The sequence below is a fragment of the Paenibacillus cucumis (ex Kampfer et al. 2016) genome, assembly GCF_019748695.1.
Lineage (GTDB): Bacteria > Bacillota > Bacilli > Paenibacillales > Paenibacillaceae > Paenibacillus > Paenibacillus polysaccharolyticus.
In genome coordinates this window covers 232,118-252,026 of record NZ_JACLIC010000025.1, presented here as the reverse complement: position 1 = coordinate 252,026, position 19,909 = coordinate 232,118, and the positions used below count along the sequence as shown (strand labels likewise).

The 19,909-nt window shown below is 46.4% G+C and carries 20 protein-coding genes; 8 read left to right on the top strand and 12 right to left on the bottom strand.

Annotation, left to right across the window (positions count from 1 at the left end):
• The first annotated feature begins 216 nt into the window (after positions 1–216).
• A complete protein-coding gene (locus H7T88_RS17410) occupies positions 217–1,128 on the top strand; it encodes a helix-turn-helix domain-containing protein (protein ID WP_221789519.1) in 912 nt (303 codons plus the stop codon).
• 45 nt (positions 1,129–1,173) lie between these two features.
• On the opposite strand, the gene H7T88_RS17405 is transcribed toward H7T88_RS17410, so the two are convergent.
• Positions 1,174–2,574, bottom strand: coding sequence for an aldehyde dehydrogenase (locus tag H7T88_RS17405; protein WP_221789516.1), 1,401 nt, complete (start codon positions 2,572–2,574; stop codon positions 1,174–1,176).
• Positions 2,575–2,715: 141 nt separating this feature from the next.
• Positions 2,716–3,018 (bottom strand): ArsR/SmtB family transcription factor, encoded by a 303-nt coding sequence (locus H7T88_RS17400; protein ID WP_090916431.1) that lies wholly within the window; start codon positions 3,016–3,018, stop codon positions 2,716–2,718.
• Positions 3,019–3,289: 271 nt separating this feature from the next.
• Between H7T88_RS17400 and H7T88_RS17395 the strand changes: the two genes are divergently transcribed.
• The 5 genes from H7T88_RS17395 to H7T88_RS17375 all read left to right on the top strand — a co-directional run bounded on the left by H7T88_RS17395 (position 3,290) and on the right by H7T88_RS17375 (position 7,326).
• Positions 3,290–3,976: a GntR family transcriptional regulator gene (locus tag H7T88_RS17395; protein WP_423246144.1), complete on the top strand. Its 687-nt coding sequence runs from the start codon at positions 3,290–3,292 to the stop codon at positions 3,974–3,976.
• A gap of 69 nt (positions 3,977–4,045) precedes the next feature.
• Positions 4,046–5,113 (top strand): mannonate dehydratase, encoded by a 1,068-nt coding sequence (gene uxuA / locus H7T88_RS17390; protein WP_221789514.1) that lies wholly within the window; start codon positions 4,046–4,048, stop codon positions 5,111–5,113.
• Positions 5,110–5,985 (top strand): SDR family oxidoreductase, encoded by an 876-nt coding sequence (locus H7T88_RS17385; RefSeq protein ID WP_221789513.1) that lies wholly within the window; start codon positions 5,110–5,112, stop codon positions 5,983–5,985. Before uxuA ends, H7T88_RS17385 begins: the two co-directional genes overlap by 4 nt.
• 171 nt (positions 5,986–6,156) lie before the next feature.
• Positions 6,157–6,885 carry a DUF421 domain-containing protein gene (locus H7T88_RS17380; protein ID WP_221789512.1) on the top strand — a complete coding sequence of 243 codons (729 nt, stop codon included), beginning with the start codon at positions 6,157–6,159 and terminating at the stop codon, positions 6,883–6,885.
• Between the two features lie 69 nt (positions 6,886–6,954).
• Positions 6,955–7,326 carry a DUF4363 family protein gene (locus H7T88_RS17375; RefSeq protein ID WP_221789511.1) on the top strand — a complete coding sequence of 124 codons (372 nt, stop codon included), beginning with the start codon at positions 6,955–6,957 and terminating at the stop codon, positions 7,324–7,326.
• A 150-nt stretch (positions 7,327–7,476) separates the two neighbouring features.
• Here H7T88_RS17375 and H7T88_RS17370 read toward each other — a convergent pair whose 3' ends face one another.
• From H7T88_RS17370 to H7T88_RS17340, 7 genes are all read right to left on the bottom strand, one after another.
• Positions 7,477–8,184 carry a M50 family metallopeptidase gene (locus H7T88_RS17370; RefSeq protein WP_090916441.1) on the bottom strand — a complete coding sequence of 236 codons (708 nt, stop codon included), beginning with the start codon at positions 8,182–8,184 and terminating at the stop codon, positions 7,477–7,479.
• A 41-nt stretch (positions 8,185–8,225) separates the two neighbouring features.
• Positions 8,226–8,720, bottom strand: a complete 495-nt coding sequence (locus H7T88_RS17365; RefSeq protein ID WP_312027632.1) for a hypothetical protein — start codon at positions 8,718–8,720, stop codon at positions 8,226–8,228.
• 160 nt (positions 8,721–8,880) lie between these two features.
• Positions 8,881–9,960, bottom strand: a complete 1,080-nt coding sequence (locus H7T88_RS17360) for a metal ABC transporter substrate-binding protein (protein WP_221789510.1) — start codon at positions 9,958–9,960, stop codon at positions 8,881–8,883.
• A 23-nt stretch (positions 9,961–9,983) separates the two neighbouring features.
• Positions 9,984–10,859 carry a metal ABC transporter permease gene (locus H7T88_RS17355; protein ID WP_221789509.1) on the bottom strand — a complete coding sequence of 292 codons (876 nt, stop codon included), beginning with the start codon at positions 10,857–10,859 and terminating at the stop codon, positions 9,984–9,986.
• The gene (locus tag H7T88_RS17350; RefSeq protein WP_221789508.1) at positions 10,805–11,512 is read right to left on the bottom strand and encodes a metal ABC transporter ATP-binding protein; all 708 of its coding nucleotides are present in this window, start codon (positions 11,510–11,512) and stop codon (positions 10,805–10,807) included. Before H7T88_RS17350 ends, H7T88_RS17355 begins: the two co-directional genes overlap by 55 nt.
• A gap of 55 nt (positions 11,513–11,567) precedes the next feature.
• Positions 11,568–11,717 (bottom strand): 50S ribosomal protein L33, encoded by a 150-nt coding sequence (gene rpmG / locus H7T88_RS17345; protein WP_036613813.1) that lies wholly within the window; start codon positions 11,715–11,717, stop codon positions 11,568–11,570.
• An 82-nt stretch (positions 11,718–11,799) separates the two neighbouring features.
• The gene (locus H7T88_RS17340; RefSeq protein ID WP_221789507.1) at positions 11,800–13,011 is read right to left on the bottom strand and encodes a GTP-binding protein; all 1,212 of its coding nucleotides are present in this window, start codon (positions 13,009–13,011) and stop codon (positions 11,800–11,802) included.
• A gap of 308 nt (positions 13,012–13,319) precedes the next feature.
• Between H7T88_RS17340 and H7T88_RS17335 the strand changes: the two genes are divergently transcribed.
• Both H7T88_RS17335 and H7T88_RS17330 read left to right on the top strand, forming a co-directional pair.
• Positions 13,320–14,369: a permease gene (locus H7T88_RS17335; RefSeq protein WP_221789506.1), complete on the top strand. Its 1,050-nt coding sequence runs from the start codon at positions 13,320–13,322 to the stop codon at positions 14,367–14,369.
• 146 nt (positions 14,370–14,515) lie between these two features.
• Positions 14,516–15,514, top strand: coding sequence for a TIGR03943 family putative permease subunit (locus tag H7T88_RS17330; RefSeq protein WP_260510970.1), 999 nt, complete (start codon positions 14,516–14,518; stop codon positions 15,512–15,514).
• Between the two features lie 683 nt (positions 15,515–16,197).
• Here H7T88_RS17330 and H7T88_RS17325 read toward each other — a convergent pair.
• The 3 genes from H7T88_RS17325 to deoB form a co-directional block, all read right to left on the bottom strand.
• Positions 16,198–17,499, bottom strand: coding sequence for a pyrimidine-nucleoside phosphorylase (locus tag H7T88_RS17325; RefSeq protein ID WP_090924848.1), 1,302 nt, complete (start codon positions 17,497–17,499; stop codon positions 16,198–16,200).
• Between the two features lie 410 nt (positions 17,500–17,909).
• Entirely contained in the window at positions 17,910–18,617 is a 708-nt protein-coding gene (gene deoD, locus H7T88_RS17320; protein WP_056691414.1) for a purine-nucleoside phosphorylase, read from the bottom strand.
• A gap of 107 nt (positions 18,618–18,724) precedes the next feature.
• Positions 18,725–19,903 (bottom strand): phosphopentomutase, encoded by a 1,179-nt coding sequence (deoB, locus tag H7T88_RS17315; protein WP_154890359.1) that lies wholly within the window; start codon positions 19,901–19,903, stop codon positions 18,725–18,727.
• Between the last annotated feature and the right edge of the window lie 6 nt (positions 19,904–19,909).

The following is a 19,909-nucleotide window of genomic DNA, read 5'->3' as shown; positions in this document are numbered from 1 at the left end:
TAACCTCTCTCGGAATAAGATATGCATGCGTTTTCATTAGCCCCATCCTATCACGCAGTGTCCGTCCAGACCATGAACAAATCAATCGGATATTTACCCAAATCAAGCTGAAATATGATAAAATATAAAGCGGTTACACTTTTAAAATTTTAATAAATTCGTTTTAAATATGTACATAACCTAGTGTAACATGACCCAACATAAGGAGGAATTCAAATGTCTTCCACGTATTTACCTCCCGATCTGGGAGAAAGTGTGCATGAAGTGTTTTTCCCAGATGTGCAAACCACCGTTAACTTGTTCGCCATTCATCTGCGCAGTGTCGGACCCGATTGGGACTATCCGGCGCACGAGCATCCTCAATATGAGCTCAATTATGTAACAGAGGGTGTGCAGTATATGACCATAAACGGTAATTTATATGTACAAAACGCTGGCGAGCTCCTGCTGATCCCTCCGGGAAGCATTCATTCCAGCCAGAGCCGAAGCGGACAAGGCTTCACCTACTTCTGTATGCATTTTGATATTGATGATCAGCTGTTTCTCTCTCTTCTGGCACGAATCAAGCAAGTATTATTCGGAGCAGACAGCCCGGTTACCCAGCAGATTGAACCTGTGCTGCACAAGCTCATGTCCTCTGCCCACGATCAATCCCCCAGTGCTATGGTACAGCGCATGCAACTGCAATCCGCGGTATTTGAGCTGTTTGGTCACCTCTGGGAGACTGTGTCTCAGGAAGCAGTCCAGACGTTTGCGGGTGGGTACGAACGGATTGAACTGGCGCATCAGATTCGTACTCGGCTCCAAGGACTAATGAGCCAGCAATTCAAACAAGGCGATGAATCCGACAGCCACTATGGGATCGATGATATCGCCGCAGAACTCGGCATCAGTACTTCGCATTGCAATCGTGTGTTCAAACAAATATTCGGGCAGTCCCCCCGTACCGTTCTATCCCAAATGGTGCTGCACGAGGCCAAAGTTTTACTAGGTAATCCGCAGCTCTCTGTACAAAATATCGCAGTGATGCTTGGATATAAGGATATCGCCCATTTTAGCCGTCAATTCAAACGGTGGTCGGGGAAGTCCCCTTCACAATATAGACAGGAACAGCCTGCTCTGGAGTAATGTCCAGCAGCAGGCTGTTTTATCTGATGGTTATGTTACATATCGTTATTTCAGCAAACGTTTGATCAGATTCAATTTGTTATTGTAAGGCGGGTACAGCATATGCGGATTAAGCTTGGTACTCTTTTTCAAAACACTTTTCATATGTGAAAAGGTCTCGAAGCTGTACCCTCCATGGTAGGAGCCAATACCAGAATGACCTACTCCTCCAAACGGTAGCCGTGGATTGGCCACATGTGTAATCGTATCGTTAATGCATCCTCCGCCAAAAGAAACCTCGTTTAACACTTTATCCTGAACAGCTGAATCGGATGTGAACAGGTACAAGGCTAACGGCTTTGGGCGTTTAACAATATTACTAATAGCTTCATCTAAATGACTATAACTGATAATTGGCAAAATCGGCCCAAAAATCTCGTCTTCCATCGTAGCTGCATTCCACGATTCCGCGTCAATTAAGGTCGGTTCAATAAAGCGATCCTCTTCATCGGAAGTCCCTCCATAGATAACTTGATCCCGATCTCGTTCAATCAGAGCAGTCAAACGTTTAAAGTGTGACTTGTTCACGATGCGCCCATAGTCCTTGTTGCGCTGAATGTCCGTTCCAAAGAAGTTTACAATCGCAGCTTTCATCGCATCAATTAAAGGCTGTTTTACACGCTCATGTACGAGCAGGTAATCCGGGGCGATACAGGTCTGTCCCGTGTTGAGCAATTTGCCCCAAATAATCCGCTCGGCTGCTACTTGAATGTCTGCCTTCTCATCCACGATAACAGGGCTTTTCCCGCCTAGTTCGAGCGTGACGGGAACAAGGTTTTTCGCTGCGGCCTCCATCACGATTTTACCAACGGGTACACTGCCTGTAAAAAAGATATAGTCGAACGACGCATGGATAAGCGCTGTTGTTGTGTCTTTGGCTCCTTCGACCACTTGCACATATTCCGGCTCAAATACTTCAGCGATCAATTCCTTAATAACAGCTGATACAGCCGGCGTGTTCTCAGAAGCTTTGAGCACCGCCGTGTTGCCCGCGGCAATCGCACCAACCAGAGGTTCGATAAGGAGCTGAAAAGGATAATTGAACGGCCCAATAATGAGCACCGCACCATACGGTTCAGGAAGGATAAAACTTTTGGAGCCAAGGAGAGCCACTTGTGTCCTAACCTTAACAGGCTTCACCCACTTTTTGATTTTACGCATCGTGTGTGTAATGCTGTCGAGCATAAATCCAATCTCTGTCGTATACGACTCAAATTCACTTTTCCCCAAGTCTTGATAGAGTGCCTCGGTCAATCCGGATTCATGTTTCTGAATGGCCTGTTTTAAACGTCTTAAACGCTCTATTCGAACTTCCGCTGGTCTCGTGGCACCGGAACGGAAAAATGTACGTTGTTTCTCCAGAATGACGTGTACATCTTCGTGTGTTAATTCTTGAAACGTAGTCATAATGCTCACTCTCCTTCGTTGATTATTGATGAAAGGTTTAAACTGACGAACCTATACGTTACATGCCGTAGCATGTTAAGCCTTTTCTTGTTGTTGTGCAATCCGACTGTAGATTAATCGAGCGCTGAATCAGCTACTTATTTATAGGCATTCCTCTTCAAGCGCAGCTACAAGCTGTTTAAGCAGATCGACGGAAGCGTGCAGCGAAGCTGAATAATAACGCTGCGTTCCCTTCTGTTCCACGGAAATGAGCCCTTTCTCCAGCAGCAACTTCAAATGGTGGGATATCGCTGGACGGGACAGGCTGGAATGTTCCGTAATCTCATTCACTGTCATATGGCCTTTTTCACTCAGCATGAGCAAAATCGATTGGCGATGGTTGTCACTCAGAACTTGAAACAGCGGGATACATGTTTGGAAAATGGTTATGGCCTTCTGACCCATATTTACACCTCGATTATCATTCTGCGTTCTATATGATCGCTATCCTTCTACGAACTTCATAGCTTTTATTTCTATTTGTTTAAACATTTAAACCTATGTGATGAATTGTACCTCCTTATCTCAAAAATCTCAAGCAAAATAGCTCAAAGAAACCAATCCGTTATAAATAAAACGCTTCCACTCTACCATACTTGTATGGTAGTATGGCAATGAAGGAGTTGAAGTTGTGGAACATACCCCCAGATTATCATCCAAAGCCGGTTTATCGCCCTTGTCAGGCCACCTCTCGGCGTTGAACAAGCAATCTTACTCGACGCGAGATTTGGTCTATGACACGCTGAAACAACAGATTTTGAGTCTGCAGTTACCTCCAGGTACGGCCATTTCGGAGAAAGAAATCGCCCTGGACTTTCAGGTTAGCCGGACTCCTGTGCGCGAAAGTTTTGTCCGACTCGCTCAGGAAGGTCTGCTGGAAGTGTATCCCCAGCGTGGAACGTATGTCTCTCTGATTCAACTGGATCTCGTCGAAGAAGCCCGATTTATGCGCGAGCAGCTGGAGCGAGCTGTCATCCGTCTAGCTTGTGCACAATTTCCAGAAGAGCAGATGTTGGCCCTTGAACAAAATCTTGCAGAGCAGCAGCAATGCCTGAGCGAACCGGATGATGAACACATGTTTCAACTGGATGAGGAGTTCCATAGCAGTCTTTTTGCTGGCTGTAACAAAAGCAACACCTGGACGGTGATTCAGCAGATGAATGTGCATTTGAATCGCAGCCGGATGCTCCGTCTGTCTTCCGATCATCATTGGGATCACTTAATCGAGCAGCACCGATCCATGGTTCAGGCGATTCAGCAGCATGATGCAGAGAAAGCAGAACGTCTGATGCAGGAACATCTGTATCTGACAGTCACGGATCTGGCTGTTCTGCGGAGTACATATCCTTCCTATTTCCAATAAGTAAAGAATTTCTGCTTGCACATCGTAATACATGTTGTTTCTTCCACTAATGAGGATGAGGTGAATGAGATGAAGATGGTTTTTCGCTGGTTTGGCGAAGGCAATGATACGGTATCGCTGGATCAGATCCGGCAAATTCCGGGCGTCGAAGGCATTGTATGGGCACTACATGATGTTCCTGCAGGCGAAGAATGGCCGATGGACAAAATACTTGCTGTCAAGACAGCTGCGGACCAAGCCGGACTACATCTGGATGTCGTAGAAAGTGTTAATATTCATGAAGATATCAAGCTTGGACTGCCTTCAAGGGATAAATATATTAGCAACTACATTAAAACCATGGAGAAACTTGCCCAAGTGGGTGTCAAAGTGATCTGTTATAATTTTATGCCGATCTTCGATTGGTTGCGTACGGATCTGCACAAAGAAATGGAGGACGGATCAACAGCCCTCTTCTATGAAGCTAGCAAAATTGAAAACATTGAACCACTGGAACTGGTTCGCAAAATTAATGAAAACTCCACCCTCACGATGCCGGGTTGGGAACCGGAACGACTACAGTATCTCACAGGTTTGTTTGAAGCCTATAAAGATGTGACCGAGGACGATATGTGGGAGAACGCACGTTACTTCCTGCAAGAGATCATTCCTACCGCCGAGCGGCTTGGCATTCGAATGGCGATTCATCCCGATGACCCGCCATGGCCGATCTTTGGTCTGCCTAAAATTATAATCAATCAGGACAATGTTCGCAGATACCTGAATCTATATGATAGTCCGTCGAATAGTGTAACGCTGTGTAGCGGATCTCTCGGTGCCAATCCAGACAATGATATCATCGGTATGATTCATGAGTTCAGTGATCGGATTCCGTTTGCTCACATCCGGAATGTGAAGGTCTATGAAAATGGTGACTTTATCGAAACCTCTCACCGCAGTCAGGACGGAAGTGTAGATATCGCGGGTGTTGTAGAAGCCTATCACGATATTGGTTTTGAAGGATACGCCAGACCGGACCACGGTCGACATCTGTGGGGAGAAGAATGTAGACCAGGCTATGGACTATATGATCGTGCACTCGGAATTATGTATCTCTGGGGTGTCTGGGATTCACTACAAAGGAGGGCAAACGTATGAGCGAACACCATTCGAACCTGAATCTGGAGCGTACTTCTCGCCTTCAAGGTAAAACAGCCGTGATTACCGGAGGGGCAGGCGTATTATGCCGCTCCATGGCTGAAGAACTCGCAAGACACGGCGCCAAGGTGGCCATCCTGAACCGGACGGTATCCAAAGGTCAAGACGTTGAATCCGCAATTGAAAAAGCAGGTGGCCGTGCCATTGCCGTTGCATGTGATGTCACCCAAGCCGAAAGTGTTCAGGCGGCGGCAGATATTGTTCGCGAGCAACTCGGCCCATGTGACATATTGATTAATGGTGCTGGCGGCAATAACGCCAGTGCCAACACAACAAATGAAATTTTTAAACCGGAGGATTTGGGTAATCCTGATGTGACCACCTTTTTTGATGTAAGTGTAGAGGGGTTTCGGCAGGTCATGGATCTGAACTTTGTCGGCTCCCTCATCCCTACTCAAATTTTTGCCAAACACATGATTGAGCGCGATGTACCGGCTACGGTCATTAATATATCGTCCATGAGTGCCCCATCTCCTATGACCAAAGTACCTGCGTATAGTGCTGCCAAGGCGGCTATTAACAATTTTACACAATGGCTCGCTGTGCATCTGGCAGAGTCAGGGATTCGGGTCAATGCGATTGCTCCAGGCTTCTTCCTGACCGAGCAGAACCGCAACTTGCTCTTGCAGCCAGACGGCTCACCTACGGAGCGTTCCAGCAAAATTATTGCGCATACCCCAATGCGCCGTTTTGGTAAACCGGAGGATCTGCTCGGTACGTTAATGTGGCTGGCAGATGAGCATCAGTCCGGCTTTGTAACGGGTATTGTTGTCCCTGTAGACGGCGGATTCATGGCTTATTCCGGGGTGTAGCCCTCATTTTTGGATACATCGATTGTCTGAAACAGATTCACACTCCAACCGAACCTCGTGATATGCTCACGGGCTTCGGTTTTTTTGGCGTTGATTTGACCCTCAAGTGATAAGGAATAAATTGCATCGTTGTGGGCAAGGATTGAGGGTGTAAAGGGTGGTGATGCATATATGATGGAGGAAACTACGGTCGTTGCTGTGCGAGCGATTATCGCTTTTCTCACCTTAATTGTCTATACGAGGGTACTGGGAAAACAACAAATGGGCAACCTGACCTATTTTGATTATATTAACGGCATTACGATTGGCTCCATTGCCGGTACGTTTGCCACGGATTTGTCGTCCAAAGCGTGGATTCATTTTGTAGCGTTAACCATCTTCACCTTGATCACCATCATTTTTCAATACATTACGCTGAAAAGCCGAGCCTTCTCCCAAATTATGGACTCCGATCCCACCCTGGTCATTCAGAATGGCAAAATTCTGGAACAAAATCTGAATCAAATGCGCGTGAAGTTCGACGAACTCACCATGATGCTACGGCAAAAGGATGTATTTGACCTGACCACGGTCGATTATGGCATTTTAGAGCCAGATGGCACCTTATCCATTGCTTTGAAACCAGAGAATCAGCCCGTAACCGCAAAGGATATGCACATGCACCCACCATCCCAGAAACTCATGACCGAGCTTATTATCGACGGTGTATTAATGAAAGAAAAACTGGCCGAGCGCAATAAGGACAGCAGCTGGTTAACCGAACAATTGAAAAAACAAAACCTGACGATTCAGGACATTGCATTTGCTGCCATTTTACCGAATGACAAGTTATATATCGATTTGTATAAGGATCGGTTATCAGACATGACCAGCACGGATGAGAAAAAAAAACGTAACTGATCTGAATGAATCTAATATATTTGAACTCATAAAAACAATCTGACCAAACTTGTCCCGGGAGGTTCGGAAATGAAAAAGCATAAATGGCTTCTCTATACGATCCCCATTATCATGCTTTTGCTGTTCATCGCGATCATGATTAGCGGCCCTTGGCTCAAAAAACCTTTTGGCACGCAAGATCGCTTACTGGAATCCATCCAGAAGCTGGAGAAGCAGGTTCTGGACAAGCAGTGGACTCAAGCCAAAGATCAGATCGAGTATTCCCTGCAAGCTTGGCATCGGATCGTCAACCGCATTCAATTCAGCGTGGAGCGTGAGAGTATTTATGATATTCTGGGCGCACTTGCACGAATCCAGGGCGGTATTGCGGCGCAGGATGATCAAGCGATTATGGAGGAAATTTATTATTTTTATGCCTTATGGGATAACCTCGGGGACTAACACTTCGCACTATCCAAAGAGAGTTGAAACTAACCCGCAAATTATGCTGAGTGGTACAAAACAAAAAAACGATATAAAAACACCTCCTTTTAAAAAAAAGGAAGTGTTCTTTGTTCATCCTTCGGACTTTCGCCCTATCTACATTACGTTCTATGCTCTGTTTAATCCACGGGATTTCGACTTCGAGGGACTTGCCGTTCCTTCTTTTCGGAAGAAAAGTGCAAGAGCTCCCTTTGCACACCATAACGCAAACAATGCAAACAGCGTACCCCAGAACAGAGCTGGCATGAACGTCTGTTGCGCCAGATTGGCCGCATCTCCGGCCTGAGATGGACGGGTCCAAGATGCCCAACCGATATACATCGCACTAACAACGGACTCTTCGAGCGTAATAAAGGCCAGTAGCAGATAGTAGTACTTCGCGATTTTCACACCAAAAATCATAATAACTACATTCAACGCGATAAACCCGGTCAACCACAACATTCCGAATTCGCCTCTGACATATAACACCAGCGACACAAGTGCCACAGCCGTCATAACTCCCAAGCCCCACATGTGCCGCCCTTTGCGGTACAAGTAAAACAGAAGCCATGCAAAAAGCGATGCACCAATGTATCCTGCCAGCGAAACAAATATCGCTCTCCCCGATGTCAACATAGATGAATACGTGACACCGCTATGATCGGCGTATAATTCAATGCGTAACACTTTACCGGACAAAACCAGTGTCATCAGCGCATGAGCGAATTCATGAATCATCGTATCGAGATTACGGAACAAGGATGAGAACGGGATGAATCGGGTCAGAAATACAGAGGCCATTAGAAAAAGGATCGTTTTGAGCCACTTGTTCAATCTGTTCAAACCTCCTTGCCTTCAACTAGCGAGCCTATCCATTATAGTACGTCAGGCTTCCCTGCTTCGTTTCGTCTTTTGAAGTCAAGCGCGCATTGCTCCATCCACCAGCAAAAGCTGCGATTGTGCCCAATGAAAAAAGAAGATAGATCATATCGACCACGCCCTTTCTCAAAAGTCACCAAAAGTCGATTTCGCATCCGCAAAATGGCATCGTTCACGAACTGTTCGGCGGCTTTGCTCTGGATAAGCGTTACATACGCATATAGTGAATGATCGACAGGTTCATCCAGCGGACTAACCCCGGCACATGAAAACTCGGTCTGCACCCCTGCTTCATGGAGCAGGCTCAGGGAGCGAACCAGCTCTGCGTCAACCTCTACCCCGTTCCATATCACCGTCCGTTTGGGAGACACGGTTCGTTTGTCCCGTTCGGTCCAGTGCAACAGTTCCTGTTTCCGTCTTCTCCACAGATGTACAGGCTGTTCACTGAGCAGTACTTCCTGTTCCTCAAATTCTTCATGTACGTTCATCATGTTCCTCCTGGTCTGCATATCCAAACGTCTCAAACGAAAAAGAGCACATCACTGTGCTCTCTGCTTCGCAAAAGGCAAAGGAATAGGTCACGTTCATTCCTCAGCATGTTGTTATATTGTACCTTTTTCGGTGAAAAGCATCAAATGCTCATTAAAGTTCCTATTCGTTCAATGCCAGCTTCAGCGCTTCCAGATTCTCTCTCATCACGCTAATGTAGTCCTTGCCCGCTTTAACCTCATCCTCGGTTAAACCTTCGATAGGATTCAACACAGCCGTCTTGGCTCCAATCTCCTTAGCAATAGTTTCAGATACTTTGGATGAAACGAGTGTTTCGAAAAAGATTGTTTTCACCTTGTGTTCCTTGGCAAAATCAATGACAGTTGCCATCTGAGCTGCGGATGGTTCCTGTTCAGGAGACAACCCGGCAATCGGAACCTGCTGCAAACCATACTCCGCTGCCAGATATGCAAAAGCCGCGTGTTGTGTAATAAAGTCCTTCCGTTTGCTGTCCTTCACAGCCGCTTTGAAGTCCTGATCCAGTGCTTCCAGCTTGGCAATATATGCATCGGCGTTTTGTTTGAACTGGTCTGCATGCTGCGGGGCCGCTTTGGCAAGTCCAGCTTCAATGTTTCGTACTTCCTTTATAGCGAGCGCTGGTGACAGCCACACGTGAGGATCAAGCCCGCCATGGTCGTGGTCATGCTCTTCACCTGTTACGGCGTTATGGTCATGCTCGTGACCTTCCTTCGCAGAGGCGTCATCTGCGTGATCATGTTCTTCAGTGGTTGTTGCTTTGTCCTCATGGTCATGGTCATGTTCCTCTTCTTCTCCACCTTCACGAATGCTAATCCCTTGACTGGCTTCCACCTGCACAAGTTTGCTATTGCTTAGGCTGTCTTTGACCTGATCCATCCAGGACTCCATGCCTGCCCCGTTGTAGACGAGAACATCTGCTTTTTCAATGCTCGCGATGTCCTGAGGCGTTGGTTCCCAATCATGCGGCTCCATGGCTGGCGGAATAAGCGTATGTACATCAGCCAGATCGCCCGCTACATTTTTCGTAAAATCATACATTGGATAAAAGCTGACCTCTACATTTAATTTTTGCTCCGAAGCCGCTGGAGTACTAGCTGCTGCAGCTTGATCCGGATTGGAGGTTGTTGTTTTTTGGCCGCAACCTGTTGCAACAATTGCCAAACTGAAGATAATTCCCAGCGCTGAAGTTTTGCCCAATTTCATAGTCTGAATTCCCCATTTCATCTTTATGTGTTGCTTTTTGAATGAATATATAATGTTGCTGTCTTCTGCTTAACGGCGCGATGACGTTTACGATTGTATAGTGAAATCAGCTTTTGGGCTGATATTCCAGTCAACAGGAAAAGTAACAGGATGAGTGCAATGGTTCCTCCCGGAGGTGTATTCCATTGATACGAAGCGGTGAGCCCGCTAAAAATGCCCATCAATCCTGTAACGATAGAAATAACAACGGCTGCGGCAAAACTGCGTGCAACCCTCAAAGCTAATGCTGCCGGCAATACAATAAGTGCAGATACGAGCAGCACACCGACAATCGGCATCGCAGAGGCCACGGTCATTCCGGTTAGTATCGCAAAGGCAAATGATAAACCTTTCACCTGTACGCCTCCAATGGAGGCCGTCTCTTCATCAAAGGTCAAATTGTACAACGGTCTTCGCAAAACGAAAAAAAAGGTCAATCCAATCAAACATACCGCTGCCATCATCCACAGCTGGATATTACTCACCGCGACGATGGAACCAAACAGATAAGAACTGAAAGTTTTGGAAAGATTCATTTTTAGACTCATTAATACAACAGCCAAAGCCAGACCAGATGTCATAATGATTGCAACCGGCACCTCACTGTACGTCCGATAGCTTCGCCGTAGCTGCTCGACCAGCAGAGCACCAATAATTGCAACAGCGAAGCCGCTTAGAAGCGGATTCAGGTTCATAACCGAACCTAGGGCAACCCCTGCCAGTGAAACGTGAGAAAGTGTATCAGCCATAAGTACCTGCCGTCGAAGCATCAGATATACACCCAGAATAGGTGCAATGATTCCGATTAGTCCTCCAGCCCAGAAAGCACGTTGCATGAATTCGTACTCAAACACTGCCATTCCTCACTTTCTTGTCTCTCCAAGGTGATCGTTCGATCCAGCCGGTTACCCACTTCTTCGAGACCGTGTGTGACCATAATGATGGTGAGACCATGAACATCTGCATAGTGACGCATCAATTCATAGAACCCTTCTCTACTGCGCCGATCCATCCCGGTGGTGGGCTCATCCAGCACAAGCACTTGCGGCTGTCCAGCCAGGGCTCGTGCGATACAGATTCGCTGCTTCTGTCCGCCCGAAAGCTCTCCTACGCGTGCGTTGCGGTATTCCCACATGCCGACCTCACGCAGGCTTCGTTCAACAATCGCTTCTTTGTCTGAGGTGAATCGCCGAAAAAGACCTAAACTGTGATAACAACCGGATCGCACCAGTTCGATGACTGTACTGGGAAAACCACTATTAAACGAGGCTACTTGCTGAGGTACGTAACCGATCTCCAGCTTTTTGCCTCGAAGTTGCTGTGTATTCATATGTACCGAACCGCTCCAGGGCTTCAAGAGCCCCAGCAACAGCTTCAGCATGGTTGTCTTCGCAGAGCCATTCGGCCCCGTGATGCCGACAAATTCACCCACATGAATATCCAACGACAGATGATCAATGACGGGCTCTTTACCATATCCAAATACGACATCACGCATGGAAGATAAAATCATGGGTTAACCTCTTTCCATTTTCGTAAATATTACGATTTAAAAAAATCAAAATTTTTTAGCGGGTTTCCCGGTGAATCGTCATCTTCTTCAAACGAGGCGAATACTTCTTCATCTCCAGACGTTCCGGATGGTTACGCTTGTTCTTCGTTGTTGTATAGTTGCGATCCCCGCACTCCGTGCAGGCTAAAGTTACAATGACTCTCATGATGTTGCCTCCCTTTATCTATTCGTAATTATTACTATTTAATGATAGTAGCCTATGCCTTTTCTTTTGTCAACTTCTTCTCTTAGCTCCACTGTGGAAAAGGGTCTTTCATCTCGCGCCAGTTCATCTGCATCTCTTCATCTGTAAGTAATGTCTCATCCAATGTTCGTTCAATGGCTGCACGATCCATATCGATCCCGATAAACACCAGCTTGGTTACCCGGTCACCCCACTCTTCATCCCAATCGGGAATAGCTGGAAGCGTGTCGCCAAAATGAAGTTGCCGCTCTTCCTCACTCATCGCCCCTACCCATATTCCTGCCGGTGCAAGCTGTTTGGACGTACCCGCATGGCTAAATGAAATGGCCATATGGTTGCGAGTAGCCATCCACATTAACCCTTTGGAGCGAACGATACTGTCTGGCCATTTGGCAATCCAGCGCAGCAGGCGCTCGGGATGGAATGGGCGTTTGCGGTGATATACAAACGAATGAATACCGTATTCCTCGGTCTCAGGCGTATGCTCCTCTTTCATCAATTCGCGGATCCAGCCCGCGGACTGGCTTGCTTTTTCAAAATCAAACCGACCGGTATTCAAAATCTCTCTCGGATCAATCTGTCCATGCGTCGTGCGAACCAACTTGGCCTCTGGCTGCATCGCATGCAGTGCTTTTTCCAGCTTCGATAGCTCTTCTTCGGATACCAGATCACATTTGTTCAGCACAAGAACGTCGCAAAATTCAACCTGGTCGGTCAGCAAATGCACAATGCCCCGCACGTCATCTTCTCCGGCTTCCTGTCCGCGATCCTTAAGCGTCTCTTTCGAATAAAAGTCACGCCAAAACTGAGCGGCATCCACCACCGTTACCATCGTGTCTAGACGAGTGAATCGAGTCAGATCGATACCAAGTTCCTCGTCAATGTACGTAAATGTCTGAGCCACAGGAACGGGTTCGCCAATGCCCGTCGATTCAATCAATATGTAGTCGAACGACCCATCCAGCGCAAGCCGCTCCACCTCTTTTAACAAATCCTCACGAAGTGTGCAGCAGATGCACCCGTTCGACATCTCCACCAGCTTCTCATCAATCCTCGATAAACCGCCTCCGTCCCGAATCAACCCTGCATCAATATTGACTTCACTCAGATCGTTTACGATGACGGCGACACGCATGCCCTCCCGATTATGTAACACGTGGTTTAGCAATGTCGTCTTACCCGCTCCAAGATAACCGCTAAGAACCGTAACTGGCACTCGATTTTGAATATGTTGTTGTTTTTCTGATACTGACATTATTGCTTCCTCCACTTCTTATGGGTGAATTTAAGTGATCCATCAAACCTTTCGGGATATCTAGATGGTGAACTAAGATGATGGATGATGTACTTATGCTGATTTAGTTATATGGGCGATGTATTTAATCGTAATTATTACGATTAAATACATCGAGAACTATACCTTATTCCACCTTTGCTTGTCAACTGAGTCCCTTTGAGCGAGCTTTTTAATCGTAAAACAACTGATTAACTGCCCGAATCGATGTATGTTACGGCAAGTACAAGCATATATTCTAGCAAAGTTCTAGTTACGGAGGTCTTTTCATGAGAATCGCAGCTAGTTTGAAACTTCTCACCTTCCTGGTTCCCTGTGCCTTTCTGGTTCCGGTTGTTATTGCGTTCGCCCCGGATCTCAATAAGGTCTGGAATAGTGAAGCGTTGCAAAATATAAAAACAGTATTTGTGAGTATTTTTCTGGAAGCGGCCCCCTTTCTGCTCATGGGCGTGTTCCTGTCCTCTCTGATGCAATGGTTCGTATCGGAAGAGATGGTGCGAAGACTGACCCCCAAACATCCGGTTGGGGGCGTGCTTGTAGCGGGCCTGCTCGGTATTGTTTTTCCCATCTGCGAATGCGGAATGATTCCGGTTGTACGGCGGCTTATGCATAAAGGCATGCCTGCATATATCGCGGTGACGTTTATTTTAAGCGGTCCTGTCGTCAATCCGATTGTGTTTACAGCAACTCTCATGGCATTTCCTAGTCATCCAGAGATCACCATCGCTCGAATGGGACTGGCTTTTACGGTGGCTGCTGCCGTTGGTGGGCTTGTGTATGTTTTTGTGAAACGCAATCCTCTGCGCATGCCCAAAACGGTCGTGACGGAAGTAAAGACACATCCTGGGTTCAAAATGGCTTCTTCAGCTCATTCTCACTCGCACGGTGGCAACCATGACCATCATCACTCTCATAAGAAGGACTGGCGCAGCTTTTTCATCCATGCAGGTGAAGAGTTCGTCGATATGAGCAAATATTTGGTGATTGGAGCATTGATTACTGCGTGTATTCAGACATTTGTGAGTCGCAGTGATCTTGTTGCGCTGGGAAATGGCCCGGTTGCCTCGTATGTATTTATGATGGGCTTTGCATATGTTCTGTCCTTATGTTCTACATCGGATGCTTTTGTTGCGTCAGCCTTCTCACATACGTTTGCTTTGGGTCCGCTGATTTCCTTCCTTGTGCTCGGCCCGATGCTGGATTTCAAAAGCACGCTTATGTTACTCTCCACCTTCCGCACCCATTTTGTCATTGGCTTAAGTCTGGCGATTATCCTTCTGGTTTTTGCCGGGTCTTGGCTCGTGAACTTCTTAGGGTGATTGAGATGAAACTGCTTTTAGCTGAAGAGTACTTGTTATGTTATTAACAACATTAATCATTAATGCTGTTAATTAGTTTACCGGGTGGTATCTCCTCATTTGAAATGATCCATAGATGAGATTCATACAAGAAAGGAGTGCAAGTCATGGCTCACGCTAATCATGCGATGAACAAGAACTTTTTTTCAAAAAGGATCGTCATTCAGTGGCATACGCTCATTCGAGCAGGCTGGATTGGCAGTCTGGCTGTGTATATTATGCACCTCAAATCGAGCAACTCTCTACATTACTATCTGGCTCCTATGATGCAAAATCTGCTTCTCGGTTGTGCTGTTCCTCTCCTGTTTATTGCTGTTATTATGGCATGGCATGCTTTTTGGGGTCGAAATGAATTCGATTGCGATTGTGAACATGCTCCACCTTCCGGCCTGATTCGCAGTTTTATGGTCTACGGTCTAATTGCTTTGCCGCTATTGCTCGGTTTTCTACTACCGGATCAAGCTTTAGGCAGTTCGATGGCAAGTCAGAAAGGAATGTCTCTGACGTATACTCCACCTGAAATAAGGCGTAAAGACCCACTGCCAGACGAGTCTGCTAAGTTGAACGTGCAGGATTATACGGTCACGCAAGGTATAAAGCAGCAAAATGACAAGTTATCCGAATTACCTGCCAGTGTGCAGTTTGTACCACCGGATGAATACAGCCGGGAATTCGCGGAGCTGGCAGAAAAGTTATACGTACAACCTGTCATCCAGGTGTATCCAGAGATATTCTCGGAAACCCTCGGCACCATCGATATGTTCCAGCGCCAATTCACAGGCAAAGAGATTATGCTGACCGGATTTGTTTACCGGGACGATAACATGGAGCATACATCTCATTTTGCATTAGGACGTTTTCTCGTGATGTGTTGCCCAGCAGATGCCGCTCCTTTTGGCGTGATGATTCATATTCCGGATGCCAACAAGTTTGAGAAGGACAGTTGGGTACAGATCCGTGGTACCATTGGCTCCGCGCAAGTCGACGGTAAAGATACGATGGAAATTCAGGCAACGTCCGTAACACCGATTAATCAGCCAGCCTCTCCTTATATTTACACCAATGCCGATTCCGTTAAGGCATATGATAAGATCGTAAGTAAGTGAGTAAGTGAGAGAAAGTAGAGCATCATTGAGTTGAAGTGGAGCACTTTACGAAAAGATCGCCAGCACACTTCTATTTCTAACGATCTCAGACGAGCTTACTTAGGTGAAAATAGGCTTTTTGAAATTCTAACGATCACCAGAGAGCTTATTTTGCTAAAAACACAAGAAAAAGCCCTTTTTCACATCAAAATTCTAAAATAAGGTTTTCGTTAGAATATTTAAACGCGGGAAATAGCTCAAAGAGCGTTCCTTGTAATCGTTAGAAAATTAATCTCATTGGATCGTTTCAGACGCCCCATTTGCACACAAGTTAGTAGCCGAGCTGATGATAATCATGATGATCATGACAATTTAAACTAACGAAGAGCGGTTAAGCAACATTTTCAAGGTTCATAGAGAACCAGAACATTGGACTGAGGATTGTCGTATTATGTACTCAGCCGTGTTTCGAGTTTACGTGCACGTCGTCTCCGAACAAAAAAAGACGGGCAGATTATATCTGCTCCGTCGTCTTTCATATATTATGTTCACCTGTATGTTTACAAGTGTGTATCTACAACTGTGTGCCAGTAAGGGATCTTGCGGCAGTTTTGTGGCAGTCTAGCGGACTGCAATCAGCAGGTAAGTTATGAGTACATCGTTACCTTGCTTATCTATTCCGTTATTCTACCTTATTTTTCCTTTTACTCCGTTACGATATCATGAACCAATACAGGTGCATCGGCATGATCTGCAATGGTGATGTTTTCCTTGATTTTCGCAATCACGGCATCGACATCTTCACGATTCGCATGAATGGTTACCAGAGATTCACCGGCTTTCACTGAATCACCAACTTTTTTGTTCAGCATCAAACCAACCGCCAGATCGATCTCGGACTCTTTTGTTGCACGACCTGCACCAAGCAACATCGCAGCCGTTCCGATCTCATCTGCAACGATTCCAGCTACATACCCGTCACGATCTGCTGGAACTTCGATTAGATATTGTGCTTGTGGTAAGCGCTCTGGGTGATCGACCACAGAAGCATCGCCGCCTTGATTGGCCAAGAAATGTTTAAATTTCTCCAGTGCTTTACCGTTCTGAATCACTTCTTTGAGTTTCTCTTCCGCCTGCTCCAGTGAATCTGCTTTACCTGCAAGATATACCATCTGACGTCCCAGTGCCAGGCACAGTTCTTCCAGATCTTTCGGACCTTTACCTTGTAGTGTAAGAATCGCTTCTTTCACTTCCAAGGCGTTCCCGATGGCAAGACCCAGTGGCTGGGACATATCGGAGATAACCGCCATCGTTTTACGTCCTACATTGTTACCAATGCTAACCATGGCGTGTGCCAACTCTTTAGCATCTTCTGTTGTTTTCATAAACGCACCTGCACCTGTTTTTACGTCCAGTACGATCGCATCTGCACCTGCTGCAATTTTTTTGCTCATGATGGAGCTAGCGATCAATGGGATCGAGTTTACCGTTGCCGTTACGTCACGAAGTGCATACAGCTTTTTGTCCGCAGGTGTCAGGTTGCCACTTTGACCGATAACCGCTACTTTATGTTCGTTTACGAGACGAATAAACTCTTCTTTTTCCAACTCAACGTGGAACCCAGCAACGGATTCCAGCTTGTCCGTAGTACCGCCCGTGTGTCCCAGGCCACGACCAGACATCTTCGCAACAGGTACATCCAGTGCAGCAACGAGTGGCGCAAGTACCAGTGTTGTCGTGTCTCCCACGCCTCCAGTGGAGTGCTTGTCAACTTTAACACCTTCAATAGCTGAAAGATCGATCGTTTCGCCGGAGTTTACCATCGACATCGTCAGATCGGCACGTTCCTTATCCGTCATATCTTTGAAAAATACAGCCATCGCCCATGCGCTGACCTGATAATCCGGGATTTCTCCTTGCGTATATCCTTGAACGACGAAATCGATCTCTTCTGTGGTCAGTTCTTTTCCGTCACGTTTTTTAGCAATAATGTCTACCATTCTCATGATGATCTCTCCTTTTGTAAAATGGATTGTCTAGGACACGTGTTGAGCGGAGCCGTTCAGGACCCGGATCGTTCTTACGAGCGCTGTTGTCTCCAAATTTCTCTGATCACCATTTCCATGGTTAAAATTCGGAGACAAAGGCGCACGCTTTGCTTCTCCAGAATCGATTCCGGTTCCTCCACTCCATGCTTCAACACTAGTTTCGATACAATCATTAGGGATTATTTTTATGGTATACCGTTGAGCGGGACCGTTACGGACCCGGATCGTTCTTTCGATCGCTGTTGTCTCCAAATTTCTCTGATCACCCATTTCCATGGTTAAAATTCGGAGACAAAGGCGCACGCTTTGCTTCTCCAGAATCGATTCCGGTTCCTCCACTCCATGCTTCAACACCAGTTTCGATATGTTTACAGTGTAATTGCTGTATCCAAAGCCACAACCATCATGTCGTTAAATGTTTTTTGACGCTCTTCAGCTGATGTTTCTTCGCCTGTCAGCAAGTGATCACTTACGGTCAGGATTGTCAAAGCGTTCACGCCAAATTTCGCGGCAATCGTGTAAAGCGCTGTTGTTTCCATCTCCACGCCAAGCACGCCGTGTTTCATCAATTTCTCTGTCACGGAACGGTCATCGCGATAGAAGGAATCGGAGCTAAATACGTTACCTACGTGGATTTTCATGCCTTTTGCAGTGGCACGGTCATAGGCTTCTTTCAACAACGAGAACGTTGCAATTGGTGAGAAGTCGTATCCACCGAAAACATGTTTGTTCATGCTGGAATCGGTACAAGCTGCTTGAGCAAGGATCACATCACGTACACGTACATGCTCCTGCATTCCTCCGCAAGTACCTACACGAATCAAGTTTTTTACGCCATATTCGCTAATCAGCTCGTTCGCATAGATTGCGAAGGATGGAATCCCCATGCCCGAACCTTGCACCGAAATCCGGTGACCTTGATATGTACCTGTGAAACCGAGCATGCCACGAACTTCGTTGTAACAAACAACGTCTTCCAGATACGTGTCAGCAATGTATTTGGCGCGTAGCGGATCTCCTGGCAAAAGGATCGTTTCTGCGATATCTCCTGGTTTTGCTCCGATATGTGTACTCATGTGTAATCTCCTCCGATATAGATGATCTTTGTTACGATAGATAACCTTGAGTTCTTGATGTCGAGTCTTGTTGGTTTCAAGTTATTACATCCGCGTCTGAACGCAATTTACTTCAACTCATTCAAGAAACTTTTGCCATACTCCGGTAATTTCACACCAAAGTTATCTGCCACGGTTGCACCGAGATCGGCAAACGTGCTACGTAGTTCAAGCTTTTTACCCTCGCTGAAACGCGGGGAGTAAGCCAGCAGTGGTACATATTCACGCGTATGATCTGTGCCGCGGTAGGTTGGATCGTTACCATGGTCAGCTGTAATCAACAGCAGATCATCGTTTGTCATTTTCGCAAAAATCTCAGGTAAACGTGCATCATAATCTTCAAGGGCTTGCGCATAACCTTGTGGATCACGGCGGTGACCATATAATGCATCAAAATCCACCAGGTTCAGGAAGCTGAGTCCAGTGAACTCTTCGTCCAGCGTCTCAGACAACTTGTCCATCCCATCCATATTGGACACAGTACGAACAGCTTTCGTTACCCCTTCACCGTCATAAATGTCAGAGATTTTACCCAAAGCAATCACATCCAGACCGCCATCTTTCAATTCATTCATCACCGTGCGTCCAAATGGTTTGAGCGCGTAGTCATGACGGTTCGCCGTACGTTTCCAGTTCCCCGCTTCACCTACGAACGGACGGGCAATAATGCGACCAAGCATGTACGGGTCTTCAAGCGTGATTTCACGACAGAACTCACAGATCTCATACAGTTCTTTCAAAGGTACAACGTCTTCATGCGCTGCAATTTGCAGGACAGAGTCAGCTGAGGTGTATACGATCAGCGCGCCTGTTTCAACATGTTCCGCACCCAGTTCATCCAAAATTTCCGTGCCGCTGGCTGGTTTGTTACCAATGACCTTACGGCCCGTTTTCTCTTCAATGCGCTGAATTAACTCATCCGGGAAGCCATTCTCGAACACACGGAAAGGTGTATCAATGTATAAGCCCATGATCTCCCAGTGACCTGTCATCGTGTCTTTGCCTCGGGAAGCTTCCTGCATTTTGGTGTAATACGCTTTAGGTTTATCCGCGACAGGGATACCTTGGATTGGTTCAATGTTGGACAGTCCGAGACTTGCCATATTCGGCATGTTCAGACCACCACGTTCACGTGCAATGTGACCCAACGTATCGACGTTAAAGTCATCGAATTCTGCTGCATCCGGCGCTTCGCCGATTCCTACAGAATCCATAACGATCAGATGTACTCTTTTGAATGTTGACATAACTTA

Bases quoted from the DNA above. Each gene is read 5' to 3' on its own strand.
- deoB (WP_154890359.1), bottom strand. From the start codon at position 19,903: ATGTCAACATTCAAAAGAGTACATCTGATCGTTATGGATTCTGTAGGA.
- H7T88_RS17410 (WP_221789519.1), top strand. From the start codon at position 217: ATGTCTTCCACGTATTTACCTCCCGATCTGGGAGAAAGTGTGCATGAA.
- rpmG (WP_036613813.1), bottom strand. From the start codon at position 11,717: ATGAGAGTCATTGTAACTTTAGCCTGCACGGAGTGCGGGGATCGCAAC.
- H7T88_RS17365 (WP_312027632.1), bottom strand. From the start codon at position 8,720: ATGATGAACGTACATGAAGAATTTGAGGAACAGGAAGTACTGCTCAGT.
- H7T88_RS17330 (WP_260510970.1), top strand. From the start codon at position 14,516: ATGGCTCACGCTAATCATGCGATGAACAAGAACTTTTTTTCAAAAAGG.
- uxuA (WP_221789514.1), top strand. From the start codon at position 4,046: ATGAAGATGGTTTTTCGCTGGTTTGGCGAAGGCAATGATACGGTATCG.
- H7T88_RS17340 (WP_221789507.1), bottom strand. From the start codon at position 13,011: ATGTCAGTATCAGAAAAACAACAACATATTCAAAATCGAGTGCCAGTT.
- H7T88_RS17380 (WP_221789512.1), top strand. From the start codon at position 6,157: ATGATGGAGGAAACTACGGTCGTTGCTGTGCGAGCGATTATCGCTTTT.
- H7T88_RS17355 (WP_221789509.1), bottom strand. From the start codon at position 10,859: ATGGCAGTGTTTGAGTACGAATTCATGCAACGTGCTTTCTGGGCTGGA.
- deoD (WP_056691414.1), bottom strand. From the start codon at position 18,617: ATGAGTACACATATCGGAGCAAAACCAGGAGATATCGCAGAAACGATC.
- H7T88_RS17405 (WP_221789516.1), bottom strand. From the start codon at position 2,574: ATGACTACGTTTCAAGAATTAACACACGAAGATGTACACGTCATTCTG.
- H7T88_RS17385 (WP_221789513.1), top strand. From the start codon at position 5,110: ATGAGCGAACACCATTCGAACCTGAATCTGGAGCGTACTTCTCGCCTT.
- H7T88_RS17325 (WP_090924848.1), bottom strand. From the start codon at position 17,499: ATGAGAATGGTAGACATTATTGCTAAAAAACGTGACGGAAAAGAACTG.
- H7T88_RS17400 (WP_090916431.1), bottom strand. From the start codon at position 3,018: ATGGGTCAGAAGGCCATAACCATTTTCCAAACATGTATCCCGCTGTTT.
- H7T88_RS17360 (WP_221789510.1), bottom strand. From the start codon at position 9,960: ATGAAATTGGGCAAAACTTCAGCGCTGGGAATTATCTTCAGTTTGGCA.
- H7T88_RS17350 (WP_221789508.1), bottom strand. From the start codon at position 11,512: ATGATTTTATCTTCCATGCGTGATGTCGTATTTGGATATGGTAAAGAG.
- H7T88_RS17375 (WP_221789511.1), top strand. From the start codon at position 6,955: ATGAAAAAGCATAAATGGCTTCTCTATACGATCCCCATTATCATGCTT.
- H7T88_RS17335 (WP_221789506.1), top strand. From the start codon at position 13,320: ATGAGAATCGCAGCTAGTTTGAAACTTCTCACCTTCCTGGTTCCCTGT.